At 70.9% G+C, this 18,168-nt stretch carries 20 protein-coding genes; 2 read left to right on the top strand and 18 right to left on the bottom strand.

Annotated features, from left to right (window positions below; genetic code table 11):
* Positions 1–9: 9 nt before the first annotated feature.
* From AB0C75_RS21900 to AB0C75_RS21890, 3 genes are all read right to left on the bottom strand, one after another.
* On the bottom strand, positions 10–348 hold the full coding sequence (locus AB0C75_RS21900; protein WP_362893283.1) for a YkvA family protein: 339 nt from the start codon (positions 346–348) through the stop codon (positions 10–12).
* Positions 349–389: 41 nt separating this feature from the next.
* Positions 390–647, bottom strand: a complete 258-nt coding sequence (locus tag AB0C75_RS21895) for a WhiB family transcriptional regulator (protein WP_362893281.1) — start codon at positions 645–647, stop codon at positions 390–392.
* Positions 648–731: 84 nt separating this feature from the next.
* Positions 732–1,586, bottom strand: coding sequence for a helix-turn-helix transcriptional regulator (locus AB0C75_RS21890; RefSeq protein WP_362893279.1), 855 nt, complete (start codon positions 1,584–1,586; stop codon positions 732–734).
* A 194-nt stretch (positions 1,587–1,780) separates the two neighbouring features.
* Here AB0C75_RS21890 and AB0C75_RS21885 point away from each other — a divergent pair, with 194 nt between their 5' ends.
* Complete coding sequence (locus tag AB0C75_RS21885) at positions 1,781–2,239, top strand: ATP-binding protein (protein ID WP_362893438.1); 459 nt, start codon at positions 1,781–1,783, stop codon at positions 2,237–2,239.
* Positions 2,240–2,274: 35 nt separating this feature from the next.
* Here AB0C75_RS21885 and AB0C75_RS21880 read toward each other — a convergent pair whose 3' ends face one another.
* The 12 genes from AB0C75_RS21880 to AB0C75_RS21825 all read right to left on the bottom strand — a co-directional run bounded on the left by AB0C75_RS21880 (position 2,275) and on the right by AB0C75_RS21825 (position 12,306).
* Positions 2,275–2,973 (bottom strand): ribonuclease H, encoded by a 699-nt coding sequence (locus AB0C75_RS21880; protein ID WP_362893277.1) that lies wholly within the window; start codon positions 2,971–2,973, stop codon positions 2,275–2,277.
* Positions 2,974–2,999: 26 nt separating this feature from the next.
* A complete protein-coding gene (locus AB0C75_RS21875) occupies positions 3,000–3,791 on the bottom strand; it encodes an SDR family oxidoreductase (RefSeq protein WP_362893275.1) in 792 nt (263 codons plus the stop codon).
* A 168-nt stretch (positions 3,792–3,959) separates the two neighbouring features.
* The gene (locus AB0C75_RS21870; RefSeq protein ID WP_362893273.1) at positions 3,960–4,457 is read right to left on the bottom strand and encodes a peptidylprolyl isomerase; all 498 of its coding nucleotides are present in this window, start codon (positions 4,455–4,457) and stop codon (positions 3,960–3,962) included.
* A gap of 148 nt (positions 4,458–4,605) precedes the next feature.
* Positions 4,606–5,094 (bottom strand): lamin tail domain-containing protein, encoded by a 489-nt coding sequence (locus AB0C75_RS21865; RefSeq protein WP_362893271.1) that lies wholly within the window; start codon positions 5,092–5,094, stop codon positions 4,606–4,608.
* A 248-nt stretch (positions 5,095–5,342) separates the two neighbouring features.
* Positions 5,343–5,576, bottom strand: a complete 234-nt coding sequence (locus AB0C75_RS21860) for a hypothetical protein (RefSeq protein ID WP_362893270.1) — start codon at positions 5,574–5,576, stop codon at positions 5,343–5,345.
* A 71-nt stretch (positions 5,577–5,647) separates the two neighbouring features.
* Entirely contained in the window at positions 5,648–6,070 is a 423-nt protein-coding gene (locus AB0C75_RS21855; protein WP_362893267.1) for a DUF6221 family protein, read from the bottom strand.
* 168 nt (positions 6,071–6,238) lie between these two features.
* Positions 6,239–7,180 carry a PfkB family carbohydrate kinase gene (locus tag AB0C75_RS21850; RefSeq protein WP_362893265.1) on the bottom strand — a complete coding sequence of 314 codons (942 nt, stop codon included), beginning with the start codon at positions 7,178–7,180 and terminating at the stop codon, positions 6,239–6,241.
* Complete coding sequence (locus AB0C75_RS21845; protein WP_362893263.1) at positions 7,177–8,166, bottom strand: zinc-dependent alcohol dehydrogenase family protein; 990 nt, start codon at positions 8,164–8,166, stop codon at positions 7,177–7,179. Before AB0C75_RS21845 ends, AB0C75_RS21850 begins: the two co-directional genes overlap by 4 nt.
* Positions 8,166–9,038 (bottom strand): carbohydrate ABC transporter permease, encoded by an 873-nt coding sequence (locus AB0C75_RS21840; protein ID WP_362893261.1) that lies wholly within the window; start codon positions 9,036–9,038, stop codon positions 8,166–8,168. The genes AB0C75_RS21845 and AB0C75_RS21840 overlap by 1 nt, the downstream gene beginning before the upstream one ends.
* Positions 9,035–10,000, bottom strand: a complete 966-nt coding sequence (locus tag AB0C75_RS21835) for a sugar ABC transporter permease (protein WP_362893259.1) — start codon at positions 9,998–10,000, stop codon at positions 9,035–9,037. The genes AB0C75_RS21840 and AB0C75_RS21835 overlap by 4 nt, the downstream gene beginning before the upstream one ends.
* Positions 9,997–11,295 carry a sugar ABC transporter substrate-binding protein gene (locus AB0C75_RS21830; RefSeq protein ID WP_362893437.1) on the bottom strand — a complete coding sequence of 433 codons (1,299 nt, stop codon included), beginning with the start codon at positions 11,293–11,295 and terminating at the stop codon, positions 9,997–9,999. The genes AB0C75_RS21835 and AB0C75_RS21830 overlap by 4 nt, the downstream gene beginning before the upstream one ends.
* A gap of 249 nt (positions 11,296–11,544) precedes the next feature.
* Complete coding sequence (locus AB0C75_RS21825) at positions 11,545–12,306, bottom strand: DeoR/GlpR family DNA-binding transcription regulator (protein ID WP_362893257.1); 762 nt, start codon at positions 12,304–12,306, stop codon at positions 11,545–11,547.
* 359 nt (positions 12,307–12,665) lie between these two features.
* Between AB0C75_RS21825 and AB0C75_RS21820 the strand changes: the two genes are divergently transcribed.
* The gene (locus AB0C75_RS21820) at positions 12,666–13,451 is read left to right on the top strand and encodes an SAM-dependent methyltransferase (RefSeq protein WP_362893255.1); all 786 of its coding nucleotides are present in this window, start codon (positions 12,666–12,668) and stop codon (positions 13,449–13,451) included.
* A gap of 66 nt (positions 13,452–13,517) precedes the next feature.
* Here AB0C75_RS21820 and AB0C75_RS21815 read toward each other — a convergent pair whose 3' ends face one another.
* The 3 genes from AB0C75_RS21815 to AB0C75_RS21805 are packed head-to-tail and all read right to left on the bottom strand — an operon-like array spanning position 13,518 to position 18,166.
* Complete coding sequence (locus AB0C75_RS21815; protein ID WP_362893253.1) at positions 13,518–14,774, bottom strand: M20 family metallopeptidase; 1,257 nt, start codon at positions 14,772–14,774, stop codon at positions 13,518–13,520.
* Entirely contained in the window at positions 14,771–15,436 is a 666-nt protein-coding gene (locus tag AB0C75_RS21810; protein ID WP_362893252.1) for a trimeric intracellular cation channel family protein, read from the bottom strand. The genes AB0C75_RS21815 and AB0C75_RS21810 overlap by 4 nt, the downstream gene beginning before the upstream one ends.
* A 33-nt stretch (positions 15,437–15,469) precedes the next feature.
* On the bottom strand, positions 15,470–18,166 hold the full coding sequence (locus AB0C75_RS21805) for a SpoIIE family protein phosphatase (RefSeq protein ID WP_362893250.1): 2,697 nt from the start codon (positions 18,164–18,166) through the stop codon (positions 15,470–15,472).
* Positions 18,167–18,168 lie beyond the last annotated feature (2 nt).

The following is an 18,168-nucleotide window of genomic DNA, read 5'->3' as shown; positions in this document are numbered from 1 at the left end:
TACGCCCCCTCAGTTGCTCCCGGACGCCGAAAGGTTGCCGCCTGATTCCGCGTGTGTCACGGCGGGCCGGCCCCGGCCCGCGCCCACCGCGTGCGCCGCGGAGTGCAGCGAGCGCAGGGCGAGCAGCAGGAAGCCGATGTCGTCGAGGTAGACAGGATCGGGCAGGAGGTCGACGGGCGACACGGTGTAGATCACCGAGGCCCATACGAGCGCCTTGTTGTGCAGGGGGATACCCGCGTCGACCAGGAGCCGCCTGGCCCGGATCACGCGCACCAGCAGAACGGCCGCGGCACCCGCCATGAGCAGGAGTGCGCACACGCCGATGAGGAGCCAGACCGAGATGTCCATGGCTCATCGTCTCCCGGCGGGGCGTCCTGAGCACGCACGCCTCACCCGTGGCTCCTGGCGTGCTGCCGGGCGCGACGGCGCCTCAGCGCACGGCGTTCGTCCTCGTCCGTTCCTCCCCAGACGCCCGCGACCTGCCCCTTCTCCAGCGCCCATTCCAGGCACTGTTCCTGTACGGGGCAGGTCCCGCAGACGGCCTTGGCCTCCTGTGTCTGCAGGAGTGCGGGGCCGCCGCTGCCGATGGGGAAGAACAGGTCGGGGTCCTCTTCGCGGCATGCCGCCTGCGTACGCCAGTTGTCCACGTCTCTCACTCCTCTTCATGGTTCCGGGTCGCGCACTGTGCGCGTGACCGTGATCCGGCGTTCGAAACCACGGGGGCCGGGCCTTCAGGGGCTTCCGGCGGGTCGGCCGGCCCCCGGCAGCGGCGAACCCGGGTGCGGCGCCGCCGCGCACGCGCTGTCCAGCCGGATGCGGTAGTCCATGACGGCGGCCGGATCGTCGATGATGTCCACCCGGGCCCCCGCGGTCTCCAGAACCGCGCGGTCGCCGATCTCCGGGGCGGGTACGCGCAGCAGATGCAGCGCCGGGACCCCGGTCATGGGATGCGGCGGGTAGTCGAGGGGCATCACCTGCACCGTGAGGTGCCGGCGTTGAGCGGCCTCCTCCAGCGCCGCCCGCTGCTCAGCCATCACGGCCGGGCCGCCGACGGTGGTGTGGAGCGCGGCGGCCGGGATCAGGGCCCAGAGGGCTGCTCCGCGGGCCTCGATGCGGCGCTGCCGCTCCGCCAGCAGTTCGAGGTGCCTCGCGCCCAGCGACGGCGGATCGGCGCTCAGGCTCCGGCGCAGGGCCGCCTCGTAGGCCGGGGTTCGCAGCAGCTCGGGGACCAGGGCGGGGTGCCAGGTGCGGACGAGTGCGGCGGAGGACTCGATGCCGATGACCTCCTGCTGCCAGGGCTCCAGCGCGTCCCGCCAGGCGTGCCACCAGCCCGGCAGGTTCGCGGCCGCGATGCCCGCCATGATCGGCTCGGCCTCCGCGTCGGACACCGCGTAACGCTCCAGGAGGACGCGGACCTGATGGGCGTCGAGCCCGGTCTCGGCACGCTCGATGCGCCGGACCGTGGCCGGATGGGCTCCCAGCGCCACGGCTGCCGCCTGAAGGCTGACGCCCGCGTGCTGCCGCAGCTTCCGCAGGCGTGCCGCCAGCACACGGTGCTCGACGGTGGGGCCGGACCGGGGTCTCATCGACATCCCTTCCTCTTCGGGCCCGAAACCGTGGGGGTTCGGAGCGGTATCGGCGCCGATACCGGAACCATCCTGACATTCTGCCTCTTGCAAAGTATGCACTTTGCACGGAGAGTACGTACATGTCGGAAATAGTCACGTGCGCGCGTCCGACCCTGGAGGCATCCGGCGGGCGGAGCGCACAGAGCTGGTGGATCCCCCGTCTCCCCCGGGGCGTTCCCGTGGCGAGGCACCGCGTACAGCAAGCCATGCGGGGCTGGGGAGAACCGGACGAGCGCGTCGAGGCGGCGGCTCTGGTCACGACCGAGCTGGTCACGAACGCGGTGGAACACACCGCGGGCCGGCGCATCCGGTGCCGTCTGCTGCGCACGCCCGGAAGGATCCGGATCTGTGTCTGGAACCGCGGCCGGCGCCACATACCGGAGCTGCCCGGCCCACGGGCCGAGCAGCTCGCCGACGCCCCGCCCGATGCCCTCCACGGCACGGAGGGCCCCGGACCTGTGGTCCTCGACGGACCGGACGGCATGGACGACGGCTTCAGCCTGGCGTCGGTGGCCGAGGGCGGGCGGGGTCTGATGCTGGTGGACGCCCTTGCGACCCGCTGGGGCACACGCACCAGCGTGTCCGGCCGGCTCGTCTGGGCCGATATCTGACGGCCCCGGGACAGGACCCGCGGAGGGGCGGTGGCTCAGGCGAGCACCGTCCGGCACTCCGGGTGTCCCCAGCCGTTCGGATTCTTGGCGATCATGTCCTTGGCCGCGTACGGCTTCCCGCAGTGGCACCGGCCCGCGAACTTCGCCCGGATCGTGCCACCGGAACGCGCCTTGCCCCCGGAGCCTCCCGCGGCCCCGCTCTTCACGGCGCCCGCCGTCCGGCCCTTCGTCGAACGGGCGGGAGCAGGGACGGGCAGGTCAGCCGCGCCGTACGCCGTCCCCGCGGCCTGCTGCGAGACGGCCACCTCGCTCGCGGCCTGGTCGGCCAGCGCGTTGAGCGGATCTCCGTCCACCTGGTGGGCGGGCACATAGCGGAACGTCACACCTCTGCTGCTCAGCAGCTCGTCGATGCCGACCACCAGCTCCCGGTTGGCGACCGGCTTGCCCGCCGATGTCTTCCAGCCGTTGCGCTTCCACCCCGGCAGCCACTTGGTCACCGCGTTCATCGCGTACTGCGAGTCCATCCGCACCTCGACGGGCACGGCCGGATCGGTCGACCTCAGCAGCTCCAGCAGGGCGGTGAGCTCGGCGACGTTGTTGGTGGCGGTGCCCAGCGGGCCCGCTTCCCAGCGCAGGGGGTTCCCCCGGCCGTCGGCCACGACCCATGCCCAGGCCGCAGGTCCCGGATTTCCCTTCGATGCCCCGTCACACGCGGCGATGATGCGCTCGTCCATGCCCCTGATCATGCCAGCCCGGACACTCAGGGCACGATCGAGTCGATGTACCCGCCGTCCACCCGCATGGCCGCACCCGTGGTGGCCGACGCCTGCGGCGAGCTGAGGTAGACGACGAGGTTCGCGATCTCCTCCGGCTCGATCAGCCGCTGGATCAGGGACTGCGGACGGTGCAGGCGCATGAATTCGCGCTGGGCCTCGTCCCACGGAAGATCACCCACGAGCTCGCGTACGAAGTCCTCGACCCCGCCGGTGTGCGTGGGCCCGGCGATCACCGAGTTCACGGTCACCCCGGTACCCGCGGCCTCCTTGGCGAAGCCACGGGAAACGGCGAGCAGGGCGGTCTTCGACATGCCGTAGTGGATCATCTCGGCGGGGATGACGATCGCGGAGTCGCTCGCGATGTTCTGTACGCGCCCCCACCCCCGCTCGGTCATGCCGGGCAGATAGCGGCGGATCAGGCGCGCCGCGCTGAGGACGTTGGTGTCGAAGTAGGTGCGCCACTCCTCATCGGTGATCTCCAGCGGCGGCCGGGAACCGAAGATGCCGAGGTTGTTGACGAGGATGTCCGCGTCAGGCACCGCGGCGCCGAGCTCCGCGGCGCCCTGTTCCGTGGCGAGGTCGCAGGTGACCGTGAGGACGTCGGCGTCCGGCTCGGTGCCGCGCAGTACGTCCGCCGCATCGTCGAGCCGTGCCCGGCCTCGCCCGGTCAGTACGACGCGCGCTCCGGCGCCGGCCAGCCCGGTGGCGATGGCGAGCCCGATGCCCTGCGAGGAGCCGGTCACGACAGCCGTCCTGCCGGCGAGATCGATACGCACCTTGCGGTCCTTCCGTCCGTGTCCCGCACGCTGCGGGGTCTACACCCTCGCACTCCCCCGCCCGGGACGCCTTCCGGCTGTCCGCCGCGGGGTCCACCGCCGCAACGGGACCGATACGGCGCGGGGCCCCCGGACCGGACGAACCGGCCGGGAGCCCCGTCGCACGGCTCAGAGAACGCCGGACTCGGAGACGGCGATCTTCGCCTTGGTCGTGCCGGCCGAGGAACCGAGCGACTCGATCTTGCGGACGAGCTCCATGCTCGACTCGTCGGCGACCTCACCGAACACGACGTGCTTGCCGTCCAGCCACGGGGTGACGACGGTCGTGATGAAGAACTGCGAACCGTTGGTGTTCGGGCCCGCGTTGGCCATCGAGAGCAGTCCCGGCTTGTTGTGCTTCAGCGTGAAGTTCTCGTCAGCGAACTTCTCGCCGTAGATGCTCTTGCCGCCGGTGCCGTTGCCCCGGGTGAAGTCACCGCCCTGGAGCATGAAGTCCGGGATGACGCGGTGGAACGGCGAGCCCGCGTAGCCGAAGCCCTGCTCACCGGTGGCGAGCGCGCGGAAGTTCTCCGCGGTCTTGGGGGTCACGTCGTCGAAGAGGTTGAACACGATCCGCCCGGCGGGCTGGTCGTCAATGGTGATGTCGAAATACGCCTTGATGGTCATGAGTCCATCCTGACATCAACCGGCACCCTCCGATGCACGGACCCCGCCCCGCGTGGGCCGCGCGCCGCACGCGTACGGCGTACCACGGGGGTGAGCCGTGGTACGCCGTGCCGGTCAGGGAGAACGCCGCTTCCCCCTGCCGGTGTCCTCAGCGGTTGCCGCGGTGACCGCCTGCGCGGTGCCGGCCCCAGGACTCGGAGTCGACCTTGTGCCCGCGGTTGTCGCGGAGGGTGGCGGTGTCCCTGCTGTCCCACACGTGACCACGACGGTTCTGGTACACGTCGTGCCGGGTGTCACGGCCGGCACCGGTGTGGACGCGGACGGAGGAGCGGCCTGCCAGCCGCAGGTCGAAGGTGTACGAGCGGCGGCTCTCGTCGGTGAGCGTCCAGCCACGGAGGTTGACGGCGTGGCGGCCGGTGTTGGTGACGGTGACCCACTCGGCGTTCAGGCTGCGGTTGGAGCCGTTGTCGCGGCCGGGACTCTCGTGCTGGATCTTGCCCAGGACGACCGTCGGGCGCGGCGCCGGCCGGTTGTGACCGTGGCCCCGGCCATCGGCCGTTGCCGGCAGGGCCGCTGCGGCGAGCAGGGCACCCGAGGCGAGAACGGTGGCGGTGATCCGTCGTGCGGAACGGGACATGGGAACCCCTCATCATGCGGGCCCGGAAGGGAGCCGGGCGTTTTCCCTATCCCGGCGTCGTGCCGGGAACGCAAACTTTGTCCGGCTTTCGGGCCGGCCGGAAGGCACCCTGGTGCGCGTGACGAAACTCGGACATTTCTGTCACGCAGAACAGCACCCGGCAGGCCCCGCTCCCCTTGTCACGTCTGCCAGGACCGACCCGGATCCGTGTAACAGAGGCGACAGCGCTTACCCGGACAGGGGTTCCCCTACCTGCGGGAAAGAAGCTCGCGCGTTCGAGCCTTCAAGATCCATCGCGAGGGCGCGACACGGACGCGCTGACCGCCACCGGTGACCAGGGCGCTCACCGGCGCCATGGGATCAAGCGCCATCGTCCTGGCCAGCAGGACGCCCGCGGCCAGCGGGAGCAGGGTCACGGCCAGCGCCGCGCCGGCGCTGGTGAGGTTCTGGATGCGGGGGCGCGTCGGCGCTTCGGTGACCATGGTCCCCATTCGACCAGCGGCGGAGCGGGCCCGGATCGGTCCGCGTACTCAGACGCCGAGGATCCGCGTACTCACTCCGGGGGCTCGGGCGGGCCCCAGTGGGAGAACCTGGGCAGCCACTTCACCCGGTAGTCGGGGTGCCCGGCGTGTTCGGCGGCCATCTGCCGGACGACGAATCCCAGGCCGACGGCCCGGCCCGAGGTGAAGTCCTGGGCCGGGCGGTCGCTGTCCAGGACCGCGATCTCCTCGTACTCGTCCAGCAGGACCCTGGTGGTCTCGATACGGCGCAGGCTGCGCGCCGGGTCCTGGAAGGCGATGTGGCGGTCGTAGCCGCGCGAGCGCACGACGAACGCGATCCCGCTCGTGCGGTCGTGCACCTCGCCGGGTGCCTCGGCCGGCGTCCGCCAGCCGTCGCCGCCCGCTTCCCTCGCGATGCTCTCCTCCTCGGCGAGGCGTGCCCGCACGAAGGCCAGGAGGTCCGAGTTGTCTGCCATCTGGTTCCGAATCCTTCTCCGTCACAGACCGCGGCGGAGATGCCACTCACCGCCACGGGCCCGTTCTGCCCGACCAGCAGAGGATGCCTCACCGGCGCGCCCCGGGCGCATTCGGCACGGGGCGCGTTCCGTATGACGGACATCTTGCCGGGCTGTGACCGGCGGGATTCAGCGTGCCTGCGCTCGCCGCCCTTCTCGTACACCGGCCGGGACCGAGGGCTCCGTGCCCGCCCTCGCGCACACCGAAGCCGCTGTCTCGGCGGCGTAGGACAGCATGTCCCGCACCTCGTCGGGCTCCGGCACCGCCGTGAAGGAGCCGTGCGCGCCCATCCGGCTCAGCAGACCGGCCGCGAACGCGTCGCCCGCGCCGATCGTGTTGACGACCTCGACGGGTGTGGCGGGGACGGACACGGGCGGCGCGGTCGCGGTGTACGCCGTGCTGCCCCCGGCGCCCCGGGTGAGGATCACCAGCCGTCCTCCGTCCGCCAGACTCCGGCAGGTCTCCTCCGGATCCGCCCCAGGCCACAGACGCTCCAGGTCCTCGTCGCTGGCCTTCACGACCTGCGCGAGCCGGCACAGCTCGCGCAGCGCCGCCGCGCCGTCGTCCGCACCCAGGGTGCGGTCCCGGCGGACGTTGGGGTCCACGAAGAGGAGGGAGTTCTCGGCCGCCGCGGCAGCGGTCGCCCGCACCGCAGATGCCGCGGGCTCCACGACGGCCGCGAGCCCGCCCACGTACACCGCGCCGAATTCGCCGGCCCGCGCGGACAGGTCGGGCAGCTCGAACGTCGCGGTGTCCTGGAGGTGGAAGTGGTAGTCCGTGCCCCCCTCGCCCGGCTCGGCGACCGCCAGCGCGGTGGGCAGGCCGGAGCGCGCGCACAGCGTGGTGGCGACCCCGGCGGCCCTCAGCCGCTCCTCGATGGTGCGGGCGAAGCCGTCGCCGCCGAGGCCCCCGGCGAAGGACACCGGGGTGCCGAGCGTGGCGAGGCCCACGGCGACGTTGGCCGGGGCCCCGCCGAACTGGGCGGCCCGTACACCGCCGTCCCCGGCCACCGGCACGAGGTCGACGAGGGCCTCACCGAGCACGAGGACGGCGCCCGGCCCGCCCGTCACGGTTCGACCACGATCTTGCGGCCGATGCCTGCCTTGAAGCGGTCGATGGCCTGGGAGTACTGGTCGAGCGGCAGCCGGTCGCTGATGAAGACGGCGGGGTCGAGCACCCCGGCGGCGAAGAGGGCCGCCGCGCGTTCGTAGCTGTGCAGGACCGCCATCGAACCGGTGATGGTGATCTCCTGGTTGTAGATGCGGTACGGCTCGATGACGGCCGTCGTCGCGTAGTCGGCGACTCCGAACTGGAGGAAGGTGCCGCCCTTCGCGACGCGTCCCAGGCCGTCCTGGATGGCACCCGCGTTGCCGGTGGCGTCGATGACGACGTCCCAGCCCGCGGGCCGCTCCAGCTCGTCGGCACCGGCCGCCGACCGGGAGCAGCCGAGGAGGCCCGCGGTGGCGAGGCGGTCGGGGTTGATGTCCAGGACGTCCACGGACGCCGCCCCGGTGCGCTTGGCGAGCTCCAGCATCATCAGGCCCATGGTCCCGGAGCCGTAGATCAGCACCTCGGCACCGAGGGTGCTGCTCAGTACGTCGTATCCACGGACCGCGCAGGACAGCGGCTCGATCAGGGCCGCGTCCTTCACGTCGATGTGCTCGGGCAGCCGGACACAGTTGGCGACGGGGGCCACGGCGTACTCGGCGGCGCCGCCGGAGACCGTGACGCCGATGGCGGCCCAGCGTTCGCAGAGGTTGCCGCGTCCGCTGCGGCAGTAGCGGCACTCGTGGCAGTGCAGGGAGGGGTCGACGGCGACGCGGTCGCCGACGGCCAGCTCCGTGACGTCACGTCCGATGCCCACGATCTCACCGGCGAACTCATGGCCTGGCACGAGCGGCAGGGAGGGCGCGAACTCACCCTGGAGGATGTGCAGATCGGTGCCGCACAGTCCGCACGAGGCGACGGAGACGACGACCTCGCGGGGTCCGGGCGTGGGGTCCGGGACGGTGGTGACGGAGATCTTCCCGGGTGCTTCGACGATCGCTGCCCGCATTATTTCACTGCTCCGAGAGACAGGCCCTGGACGAGTTTGTCCTGGGCGGCGTAGCCGGCGGCGAGCACCGGCAGGGACACGACGACGGACGCGGCACACAGCTGGGCCAGGAAGAGGCCCTGGCTGGTGACGAATCCGGTGAGGAAGACGGGTGCGGTCTGGGCGACGACGCCGGTGAGCACCCGTGCGAAGAGCAGTTCGTTCCAGCTGAAGATGAAGCAGATCAGCGCGGTGGCCGCGATGCCGGGGGCGGCCATCGGTGCGACCACCCTGGACAGGACGGTCGGCAGTCGCGCGCCGTCGACCTGGGCGGCCTCGATGACCGAGACCGGCACGTCCGCGAGGAAGGACTGCATCATCCAGACCGCGATCGGCAGGTTCATCGAGGTGTAGAGGATGACGAGGAGCCAGATGTTGTCGAGCATCCCGGCGTTCTTGGCGAACAGGTAGACCGGGAGGAGACCGGCGACGACGGGCAGCATCTTCGTGGACAGGAAGAAGAACATCACGTCCGTCCACTTGCGCACGCGCCTGATGGAGAGGGCGTACGCCGCCGGGAGCGCCAGCAGGAGCACCAGGACCGTGGAGAAGAAGGACGCGCCCAGCGAGTTGAGCAGGGGCGGCCACGGGGTGACGCCGGTGTCGGCACCGAAGAAGGCACGGTAGCCGTCGAGGGTGAGCGGCGCGAACAGGGAGGGCGGGTTGGTCGCGGCGTCGGACTCCGCGTGCAGCGAGGTCAGCAGCATCCACAGCGCGGGCAGACAGAAGGCGAGTCCTGCCGCCCAGGCCAGCAGGCCCAGTGCGGTGGAGCGGCGCCGGGCCCGTCGCAGGAGGCGTCGCGCGGACGGGGCGGGTGCGGTGGTGGTGGTCATGCGCGGTTCGCCTCCTCACTGAAGAGGGACGAGACGGTCCGCAGCGCGAAGGTGGCGATGATGATCGTGCCGATCACCACCACGACTCCCGCGGCGGACGCCAGTCCGTATTCGTGGGCCTGGTAGAAGGTCTGGTAGATCGTGTACGGGAGGTTGGCGGTGTCGAGGCCACCGGCGGTGATCGTGAACACCGCGTCGAAGTTCTGCACGATGTAGACGGCGCCGAGCAGGATGCCGAGTTCAAGGTACCTGCGCAGGTGCGGCAGGGTCAGGAAGCGGAAGGTCTGCCAGGCGCTCGCACCGTCGAGGCGCGCTGCCTCGATGACGTCCGCCGGCCTGCTCTGGAGCCCGGCGAGCAGGATGAGCATCATGAACGGTGTCCACTGCCAGACCAGTGCGGCGATGACGGCGAGCAGCGGCATGTCCGCGATCCAGTCCGGCTGGCTGGGGTTCGTATCGCCGAAGAGGTCGCCTATCCAGCTGAGCGCGCCGTTGAAGAGGCCGTACTCCGGGTTGTAGAGCGCGTGCTTCCACAGGAGGGCCGCGGAGACCGGCACGATCAGGAACGGCGTGATGAGCAGGGTACGGACCACGCCCCGGCCGAAGAACGTACGGTCCAGGAGCAGCGCGAGTGCCAGTCCGATGACGACCGTGGCGAGGACGACACCCACGGTCAGCAGGATCGTGGTGATGACCGAGTCGCGGAGCCCGGCGTCGGTGAAGACGGACGCGTAGTTGCCGAGGCCGTTGAAGGCGCGCTTGTCGGGGCTGAGGGAGTTCCAGTCGAAGAGGGAGATCACCAGGGTCGCCACGAACGGCAGCTGGGTGACGACGACCAGGAAGATCAGGGCGGGCAGGAGCGGCGCTCTGGTCGCCCAGGCCCGTCGGCGGCTCTTGCTGTCGCGGGCCGGGGCGGTAGGCCGCGGTGGTGACTGGGGTGTGGTGCCGAGTGTGGTGGTCATCGGTACTCCTTGGCGACCTGTTCAGCCAGCTTCTGTGAGGTGGCCAGCGCCTTGTCGACGGACTGGCGGCCGGCGATGGCCGCGCTGATCTCCTGCGCGACCCTGGTGCCGAGATCGGTGAACTCGGGGATACCGACGAACTGGATCCCCGGCACGGGGCGCGCCTGGGTGCCCGGGTTCTTCGGGTCGGCCCCGGAGATGGCCTGTTCGGTGACGTCGGCGAAGGCGCCTGCCGCCTTGCGGTATTCGGGGTTCTCGTAGGTGGAGGCCCGCTTGCCGGCCGGCGCGTCGGACCAGCTGCTGGTCTCGCCGACGAGCGACTCGTACTCCTTGCTGGAGGCCCAGGAGACGAACTTCCACGCGTCGTCGGACTTCTTGGAGACCTTCTGGATGCCCCAGGCCCAGGTGTAGAGCCAGCCCGAGCTCTTGGTCTTCTCCACCGGCGCGGGGACGTAGCCGATCTTCCCCTTCACCGGGGAGCCGGCCGCCTCCAGCGAGCCGGCGCCGGCGGTGGCGTCGTACCACATGGCGGTCTTGCCCTGCGTCATGTTGTTGAGGCACTCGGCGTACCCGGACTGGGAGGCGCCGCGCTCGCCGTGCTTGCGTACGAGGTCGACGTAGAAGCGGGTCGCCTTCTTGAACTCGGGCGAGGTGAGCTGGGGTTTCCAGTCCTCGGTGAACCAGGTGCCGCCCATGGTGTTGACGACGGTGGTGAGCGGCGCGACGAGTTCGCCCCAGCCGGGCAGACCGCGCAGGCAGATGCCCTTCATCCCGGACTCGGCTCCGTCCGCCTTCGCCGCGAGTCCGGCCACCTGCTGCCAGGTGGGGTGCTCGGGCATCGTCAGGCCCTTCGCCTCGAAGACGTCCTTGCGGTACATGAGGAAGGACGACTCGCCGTAGAAGGGTTCGGCGTAGAGCTTGCCGTCGGAGGTGAGCGACTCCGTCAGGGGTTCGAGGATGTCGTCCTGGTCGAAGGCGGTGTCCTCGGCGGCGTAGGTGTCCAGCGGGTGCAGCCAGTCGTTCTTCGCGAAGAAGGGCACTTCGAAGTTGCTGATGGTGCCGACGTCGTACTGCCCGGCCTGGTTGGAGAAGTCCTGGCTGATCTTGTCGCGGACGTCGTTCTCGGGGAGCACGGTGAAGTGGACCTTGATGCCGGTCTCCTCGGTGAAGTGCTCGGCGGTGAGCTTCTGCAGCTCCAGCATCTGCGGGTTGTTCACCATGAGTACGTTCAGTGCGTCACCCCCTCCGAACGCGGTGCCGCCAGCTCCGGCGCATCCGGCGGCGAGGAAGGTCATCACTGCCGTGCCCGCGACCGCACGCACGCGGATCCCACGGCGTCGTTGCTGGTGGGGCATAAATTCTCCTGATCGGTCGTAGCGGCTCGTGGATATCGGGTGCCCGCGCTCCCCCGGCCTCTCCTGACGGTTTCGGGCATGGCGGGGCGGCCCGCCGGGCCTCTTCGCGGAGGTGGCGGGTGACGGGACGGGGAGAACGGGGGACGAAGGGGTGGGGGGTGCGGGGCGGCGGAGTCGTCCGCCGTCGTGTCAGACGCGGATGACGTTCGGGCCGAGCAGGGAGTAGCGCTGGGCTTCCGCGGAGGGCAGCCCGGTGTCGGTGACGACGGCCTCGAAGTCGCCGACGCCGGCGAAGCGGCAGAAACTCACCGCTCCGAACTTCGAGTGGACACCGGCGAAGACACGGCGGCGGGAGCTGCGCATGGCCTGCGCCTTGACCTCGCCGACCGCCGGGTCCGGAGTGGTCAGCCCGTACTGGCGGGAGATGCCGTTCGCACCGATGTACGCCAGATCGATGACGAAGTCGGCGAGCATACGGGTGGCCCAGTGGTCGACGGTCGCCATCGTGCTGCCGCGCAGACGCCCGCCGAGCAGGAGCACGGCGACCTTCTCCGCGTCCGCGAGGACCGTGGCCACGGCCAGGGACGCGGTGACCACCGTCAACGGCCGGTCACGGGGCAGGGCTTCGGCGATGAGCTGGGGAGTGAAACCCTCGTCGACGAAGACCGTCTCGGCGTCGCCGAGCAGATCGGCGGCGGCCGCCGCGATCCGTGACTTCTGCGGCACGTGGTGTGTGGTGCGCATCGCGAGGGTGGTTTCGAACCCCGCGCTCTCGACCGGGTACGCACCACCGTGCGTGCGCCGTACGAGTCCGTGTTCCTCCAGGGTGTGCAGATCGCGCCGGATGGTCTCCTTGGCCACCTCGAACTGTTCGGCCAGCCGGTTCACGTCGACCGAGCCATCCCGTCGGGCCGTCTCGAGAATTCCTCGTCGGCGTTCCTCGGTGCCCACGACCCCATCCCTGCGCTAGGTGCGAATGCGTCAGGCCCGGTGTCCGTTCGGGCCCTGGCATAGTTTGTACAAGCAGCAGCAGGTGTTCGGCCAGCTTCTTCGCGCCACTGCCTGTGCCCGTTCATGCCCGGTGCGCCGGGACTTCCCGCGCTGGTCGGAGCGCCTTTCGGCCGTCGCGACACGGGAGGTGCGGCCCGTTCGGCACACCGTACTGCCCGTTTCGCGACCGTATCGCGGTCAAGGTACCGCCCGGTGCGGGCGCGACGAGCCGCCGGTATCCGCCCGGCTCGGCAAAAGAGCTGTGGCAGACTGCGCCGGCGGGAACGCTTCAGTTCGCCCCATCTGCAACGGAGTTCGGGATGAAGACCGGGATACCTCAGCCACCGATCGACACCAGCAGGCCCCACCCGGCCCGGGTCTACGACGCGCTCCTTGGCGGCAAGGACAACTACCCGGTGGACCAGGCGGTGGCCGAGCACCTGCCGGCCGAGGCGAAGACGGGGGCGTTCCAGCAGCGCGCGTTCATGCACCGGGCGACGGCGTGGCTGGCGGGCGAGGGCGTGGAGCAGTTCCTCGACATCGGTACGGGCATCCCGACGGCTCCGAACCTCCACCAGATCGCGCAGGAGATCCGCCCGGCGTCACGCGTCGTCTACTGCGACAACGACCCGATCGTCCTGCGGCACGCCGAGGCCCTGCTGATCAGCAGGCCGGAGGGGGTCACCGACTACGTCCACGCCGATGTGCGCGAGCCCGGCACGATCATCGAGGCCGCCCGCCGGATCCTGGACTTCGACCGCCCCGTCGCCCTGTCGCTCCTGGGGCTGCTGCACTTCCTGCCCGACGACGAGGACCCGGGCGCCATCGTGCGCGGCCTTGCCGGTGCGCTGGCGCCCGGCAGCTTCGTGACGCTGTCCCAGGGCGCGTCGGACGTGAATCCGGAGCGGGGCGAGCAGGGGACCGAGGAGTACGGGAAGGGCGGCATCCGGCTGGCGCTGCGCACCCGTGCCGAGTTCGGCCGCTTCTTCGACGGTCTTGAGCTCGTGGATCCGGGTGTCGTGACGGCACCGCTGTGGTTCCGCGGCTCGGCCGCCCCCGAGCAAGGACTGAGCGGGATGTACGTCGCGGTGGCCCGCGTCCCGTAGGCCCGTCCGGACGGGCCTACGGGCAGGGCCGGGACCGCCCCCCGGACCTTCGCACGCGTCGCCGGCTCAGCTGCCGAGCCAGGCGAGTGCGGCCACCGTCACGGCGCTGACCCCGGTGTCCAGCGTCGGCTGGACGACAGGGGCGAAGGAGGCGCTGTGGTTGACGGGGATGTCCTGGGAGACGGTTCCCTTCCTGGCGGCTTCGGCGTAGCGCTCGGGGTCGATGCCGCCGATCGCCCAGTACGTGAACGGCACCCCGAACGCCTCGGGGATCTCACTCAGGTCCTCGCTTGCGGTCTGGAGTTCGACGGTGTGGGCGTCGTCGCCGAAGTAGGCCCCGAAGGCGTCCGCCACGCGCCGGGTCGGCTCCTCGTCGTTGACGGTCGGCGGGAAGGAGGTCGTCCGCTCGAATTCGGGCTCACGGGGCGCACCGGACGCCTCGCACTCGGCTCTGACGATCCGCTCGATCGCCGCCAGGACCTGTCGGCGGGTGGCGTCGTCGTAGGTGCGGACATTGAGCTCGATGACGGCGCGGTCGGGGATGACGTTGGGGCCGCTGCCCGCGTGGACGCTGCCCACCGTCACCACGGCGGGGGTGGTGGCGGCCAGTTCCCGGGCGACGATGCTCTGCAGCCGTACGACGATCATGGCGGACATCACCACGGGGTCGATAGCGGCCTGGGGCATGGAGCCGTGCGCCCCTCGTCCGTGGACGGTGACACGAAGGCTGTCCGCGGCCGACAGGAACGCCCCCGGGCGGGTGCCCACATATCCGGCCGGGTAGGGCAGGACGTGCTGGGCGAGCACCACGTCGGGCCGCGGCGCCTTCCTGGTGAGGCCGTCGTCGATCATGGCCCGGGCGCCGTCGCCGTTCTCCTCCGAGGGCTGGAGGAGCGCGACGAAGGTGCCCCGCCAGGCATCGCGTTCCCGGGCCATCAGCTGTGCGCAGCCGATCAGACAGGTCACATGCACATCGTGGCCACATGCGTGCATGACCGGCTGTTCGCTGCCGTTCCCGTCGGTCGTCGTCGCGCCGGAGGCGTACGGGAGGCCGGTCTCCTCGCGTACGGGAAGGGCGTCCATGTCCGCCCGGGCCATGACGACCGGGCCGTCGCCGTTCGCCAGGACGCCGATCACGCCGGTGCCGCCGATGCCCTCGGTGACGTCGTAGCCGCAGGCGCGCAGGGCGTCGGCCGCCTTCTTCGCCGTGCGGTGTTCCCGCAGGCCGAGTTCCGGGTTCCGGTGGAGGTCCTTGTAGAGCTCCTCGAGATCGGGGCGTACGGCATCGAGGCCGGACAGGACGGTCTGCGCCGGATCGGTCATGATGGCTCCTTGCGTGGGTGCGGATCCCCGCTCCCACCTCGGGTTTCGAGTGGTTCGGGTGCGTTGAGGCCGTAGTGGAGGCCGAGCACGCGGATCAGGAAGCAGGCCGTCGCAGCTCCCAGCGCCGCGGGCGGACCGTAGAAGCCCCACTCGACCGCCGCCACGGTCATCGCGGCAGCCACGAGGGCGGGGATGGCGTACAGGCCGCTGTGCAGCACCGAGGGGATCCTGCCGACGAGTACGTCGCGGATGGTGCCGCCTCCCACCGCGGTGACCACCCCCAGCAGGACCGAGGGGGCGACGCCGAGACCGGAGTCCAGTGCCTTGATCGCGCCGATCACGGCGAAGGCGCTCAGCCCGATCGCGTCGAGTACGACGATCGCCGTCCCGATCCGCCGCAGGTGCCTGCTGAGAGCGAAGGCGATCAGCCCCCCGACGGCGGCCAGCGTGTAGTAGCGCCAGTCGCGGAGGGTCGCGGGAGGGAGCGAGTCGATGAGGACATCGCGGATGAAACCGCCGCCCAGTGCGGTGATCATGCCGAGAACGACTACACCGACCACGTCCAGCCGCGCGGCACGTACCGCGGTCAGAGCGCCGTTCAGCCCGAAGGCGAAGGTCCCGGTCAGATCGAGGACGAGGAGCGGCGCGGGTTCGGAGCTCATACCCGCCCGCCTCTCCCCGGGCGGGCCGGGCGCTCAGAGAACGTCATGGCCGGGCAGCGGTTGTTCGGTCCAGATGACCTTGCCGCCGTCGTCGGTGTAGCGGGTGCCCCAGCGTTCGGCCATCTGGGCGACGAGGAACAGTCCTCTGCCTCCCTCGTCCATGCCGGCCGCCTGGCGCAGATGGGGTGAGGTGCTGCTGCTGTCGGACACCTCGCAGATCAGCGTCCTGTCACGGATCAGCCGTACGCGGATGGGGCCGTTGGCGTAGCGGATGGAATTGGTGACCAGTTCGCTGAGGATCAGTTCGGTCGTGAACGCCTCCTCGACCAGAGTCCACTCGTTGAGCTTGCGGGACACCTCGGAACGGATCCGGGAGACCGCCGAGGGGTCGGGGGGCACGTCCCATTCGGCGACGTTCTCGGGGGCGAGACGACGGGTGCGGCCGACGAGCAGCGCGATGTCGTCCCTGGCCCTGGCGGGCACCAGACGGTGCAGGACGGCCTCGCAGGTCTCCTCCGGTGTCCGGTCGGGGTGTCCGGCCAGGGTTTCGCGCAGCAGCTCGAGTCCTACGTCGATGTCGCGGTACCGGTCCTCGACGAGCCCGTCCGTGTAGAGCACCAGCCTGCTCTCCTGCGGAAGCTCCACGACGAGCGTCTCGAAGGGCATACCGCCGAGCCCCAGGGGCGGGCCGCCGGGCACGTCCGCGAACGCGGCGTCGCCATCGGGGCTGACGATCACCGGCTGGAGATGGCCGGCCCGCGCCATGGTGCAGCGCCCGGACGCCGGGTCGTAGATCGCGTAGAGGCAGGTGGCTCCGGTGACGCCGCCGCCCTCCCAGCCCTCGGTGGACTCGTCCTGGTCGATGCGGGCGACGAGCTCGTCCAGGTGCCACAGGAGCTCGTCGGGGGGCAGGTCCAGGGTGGAGAAGTTGTGGACGGCCGTGCGCAGCCGGCCCATGGTGGCGGCGGCGTGGAGCCCGTGCCCGACCACGTCGCCGACCACGAGGGCGACCCGGGCGCCGGGCAGCGGGATGATGTCGAACCAGTCGCCTCCGACCCCGCCGAGCCCGCCGAACCCCGCCTGCGCGGGGAGGTACCGGTAGGCGGCGTCCATGGCGCTCTGCTCCGGGAGTCCCTGCGGCAGCAGGCTGCGCTGCAGGGTGACGGCCACGTTGTGCTCGCGGGAGTACCGGCGCGCGTTGTCGATGCTCACCGCGGCGCGGGCGACGAGTTCCTCCGCGACGGACAGGTCCTCGTCCTCGAACGGTTCGGGGGTCCCGGCCCGCCAGAACAGCGCCGCCCCGAGAATCACGCCCCTGGCCCGCAGCGGGACGGCCATCAGCGAGTGGAATCCGCTCCCCACGATGCGCTCGGCGCGTTCCGGGCTCTGCTGCTGCCAGCCGCCGCGCCCGGCCAGATCGGTGTCGAGGACGGCCTCACCCCTGAGCAGTCCCGCACCGATGTCGGTGCTCGGCAGGAAGCGGATCACCGAGCCCAGCGGATAGAGCCCCGTGTCGTCGCGGGGGCCGCTGAAGGCCGTGCGGCGCAGGCCGTCGGTGGTGGCCCGGACGGCCGTCGGCTCCTCGCCGCGGAGCACCCCCTCGACCAGGTCCACCGTGGCGTAGTCGGCGAACCGTGCCGTGGCGAAGTCGGACAGCTCCTCGCACGTGCGTACGACGTCCAGGGCGGTGCCGATCTCCGTGCCCGCGTCGTAGAGGAGCTTCAGCCTGCCACGCGCGAGGGCGGCCCTGCCCATGAGTGTCTGCAGCTCCGTGGTGTCCCGCAGGGTCGTCACGCTGCCGGGCGGACCGCCGTGCCGGTCCGTGGCCCGCTGGCTGACGGCCAGCAGGCGGTCACCCACGGAGTGCACCTCGTCGGTCGCGCTGCGCCCCGAGACCAGCAGCCCGGTGGTGTCGGTGTCGAGCCCGAGCTCGCCGACAGGCCTGCCCTCGACGTCCTGAGGAAGGCCCAGGAGCCGTCGTGCCTCGTCGTTGGCCAGCAGCAGCCGTCCGTCGCCGCTGACGATGACCACGCCCTCCCGGACGGCGTGCAGCACCGCGTCGTGGTGCTCGTACATCCGGGTCATCTCGGTCGGGCCGAGACCGTGGGTCTGGCGTTTCAGACGCCGGGTGACGAGGGCGGTGCCTCCCATGGTGAGCAACAGGATGCCGGCGGCCGAGCCGAACAGGAGGGGGAACTGGCCCTCGGCGACCCCGCTGACGTTCTTGATGGTGATGCCGGCGGACACCAGGCCCACGACCTGGCCGTCCGCGCTCTTCACGGGCACCACCGCCTGGACGAGCGGGCCGATGGTGCCGTCGATCTTCTCGGTGACGGTACCGCCGTCCAGGGCAGGGCCCACGGTGCCGACGAACTTCTTGCCGATCCTGTCGGGCAGCGGGTGGGTGTAGCGGATGGACTCCAGGTTCAGGACGACGATGAAGTCGACCCCGGAGCCCTTGCGCGCCGCCTCGGCCCTGGGCTGGAGCAGGGTGGTGGGGTCGGGGCTCTGCAGAGCCGCCTCCGTGCCGGGGGCGTTCGCGAAGGCCTCGGCCACGGCGACCGAGCGATCGCGGGCTTCGCGTTCGCTGTCGGACCGGGACTGGAGCACGAGCGCGGCCACCGAAGCAGCGACGAGCAACACCACGATCGCCACCTGCAGGAGAAAGACCTGACCAGCGAGGGTTCTCATTCGGAGAAACGAACGCGGGCGGCCGTAGCGTCCGGCCATGT

The sequence above is a fragment of the Streptomyces sp. NPDC048565 genome (genome assembly GCF_040650935.1).
Lineage (GTDB): Bacteria > Actinomycetota > Actinomycetes > Streptomycetales > Streptomycetaceae > Streptomyces.
This window is presented reverse-complemented; position numbering and strand designations above follow the sequence as displayed.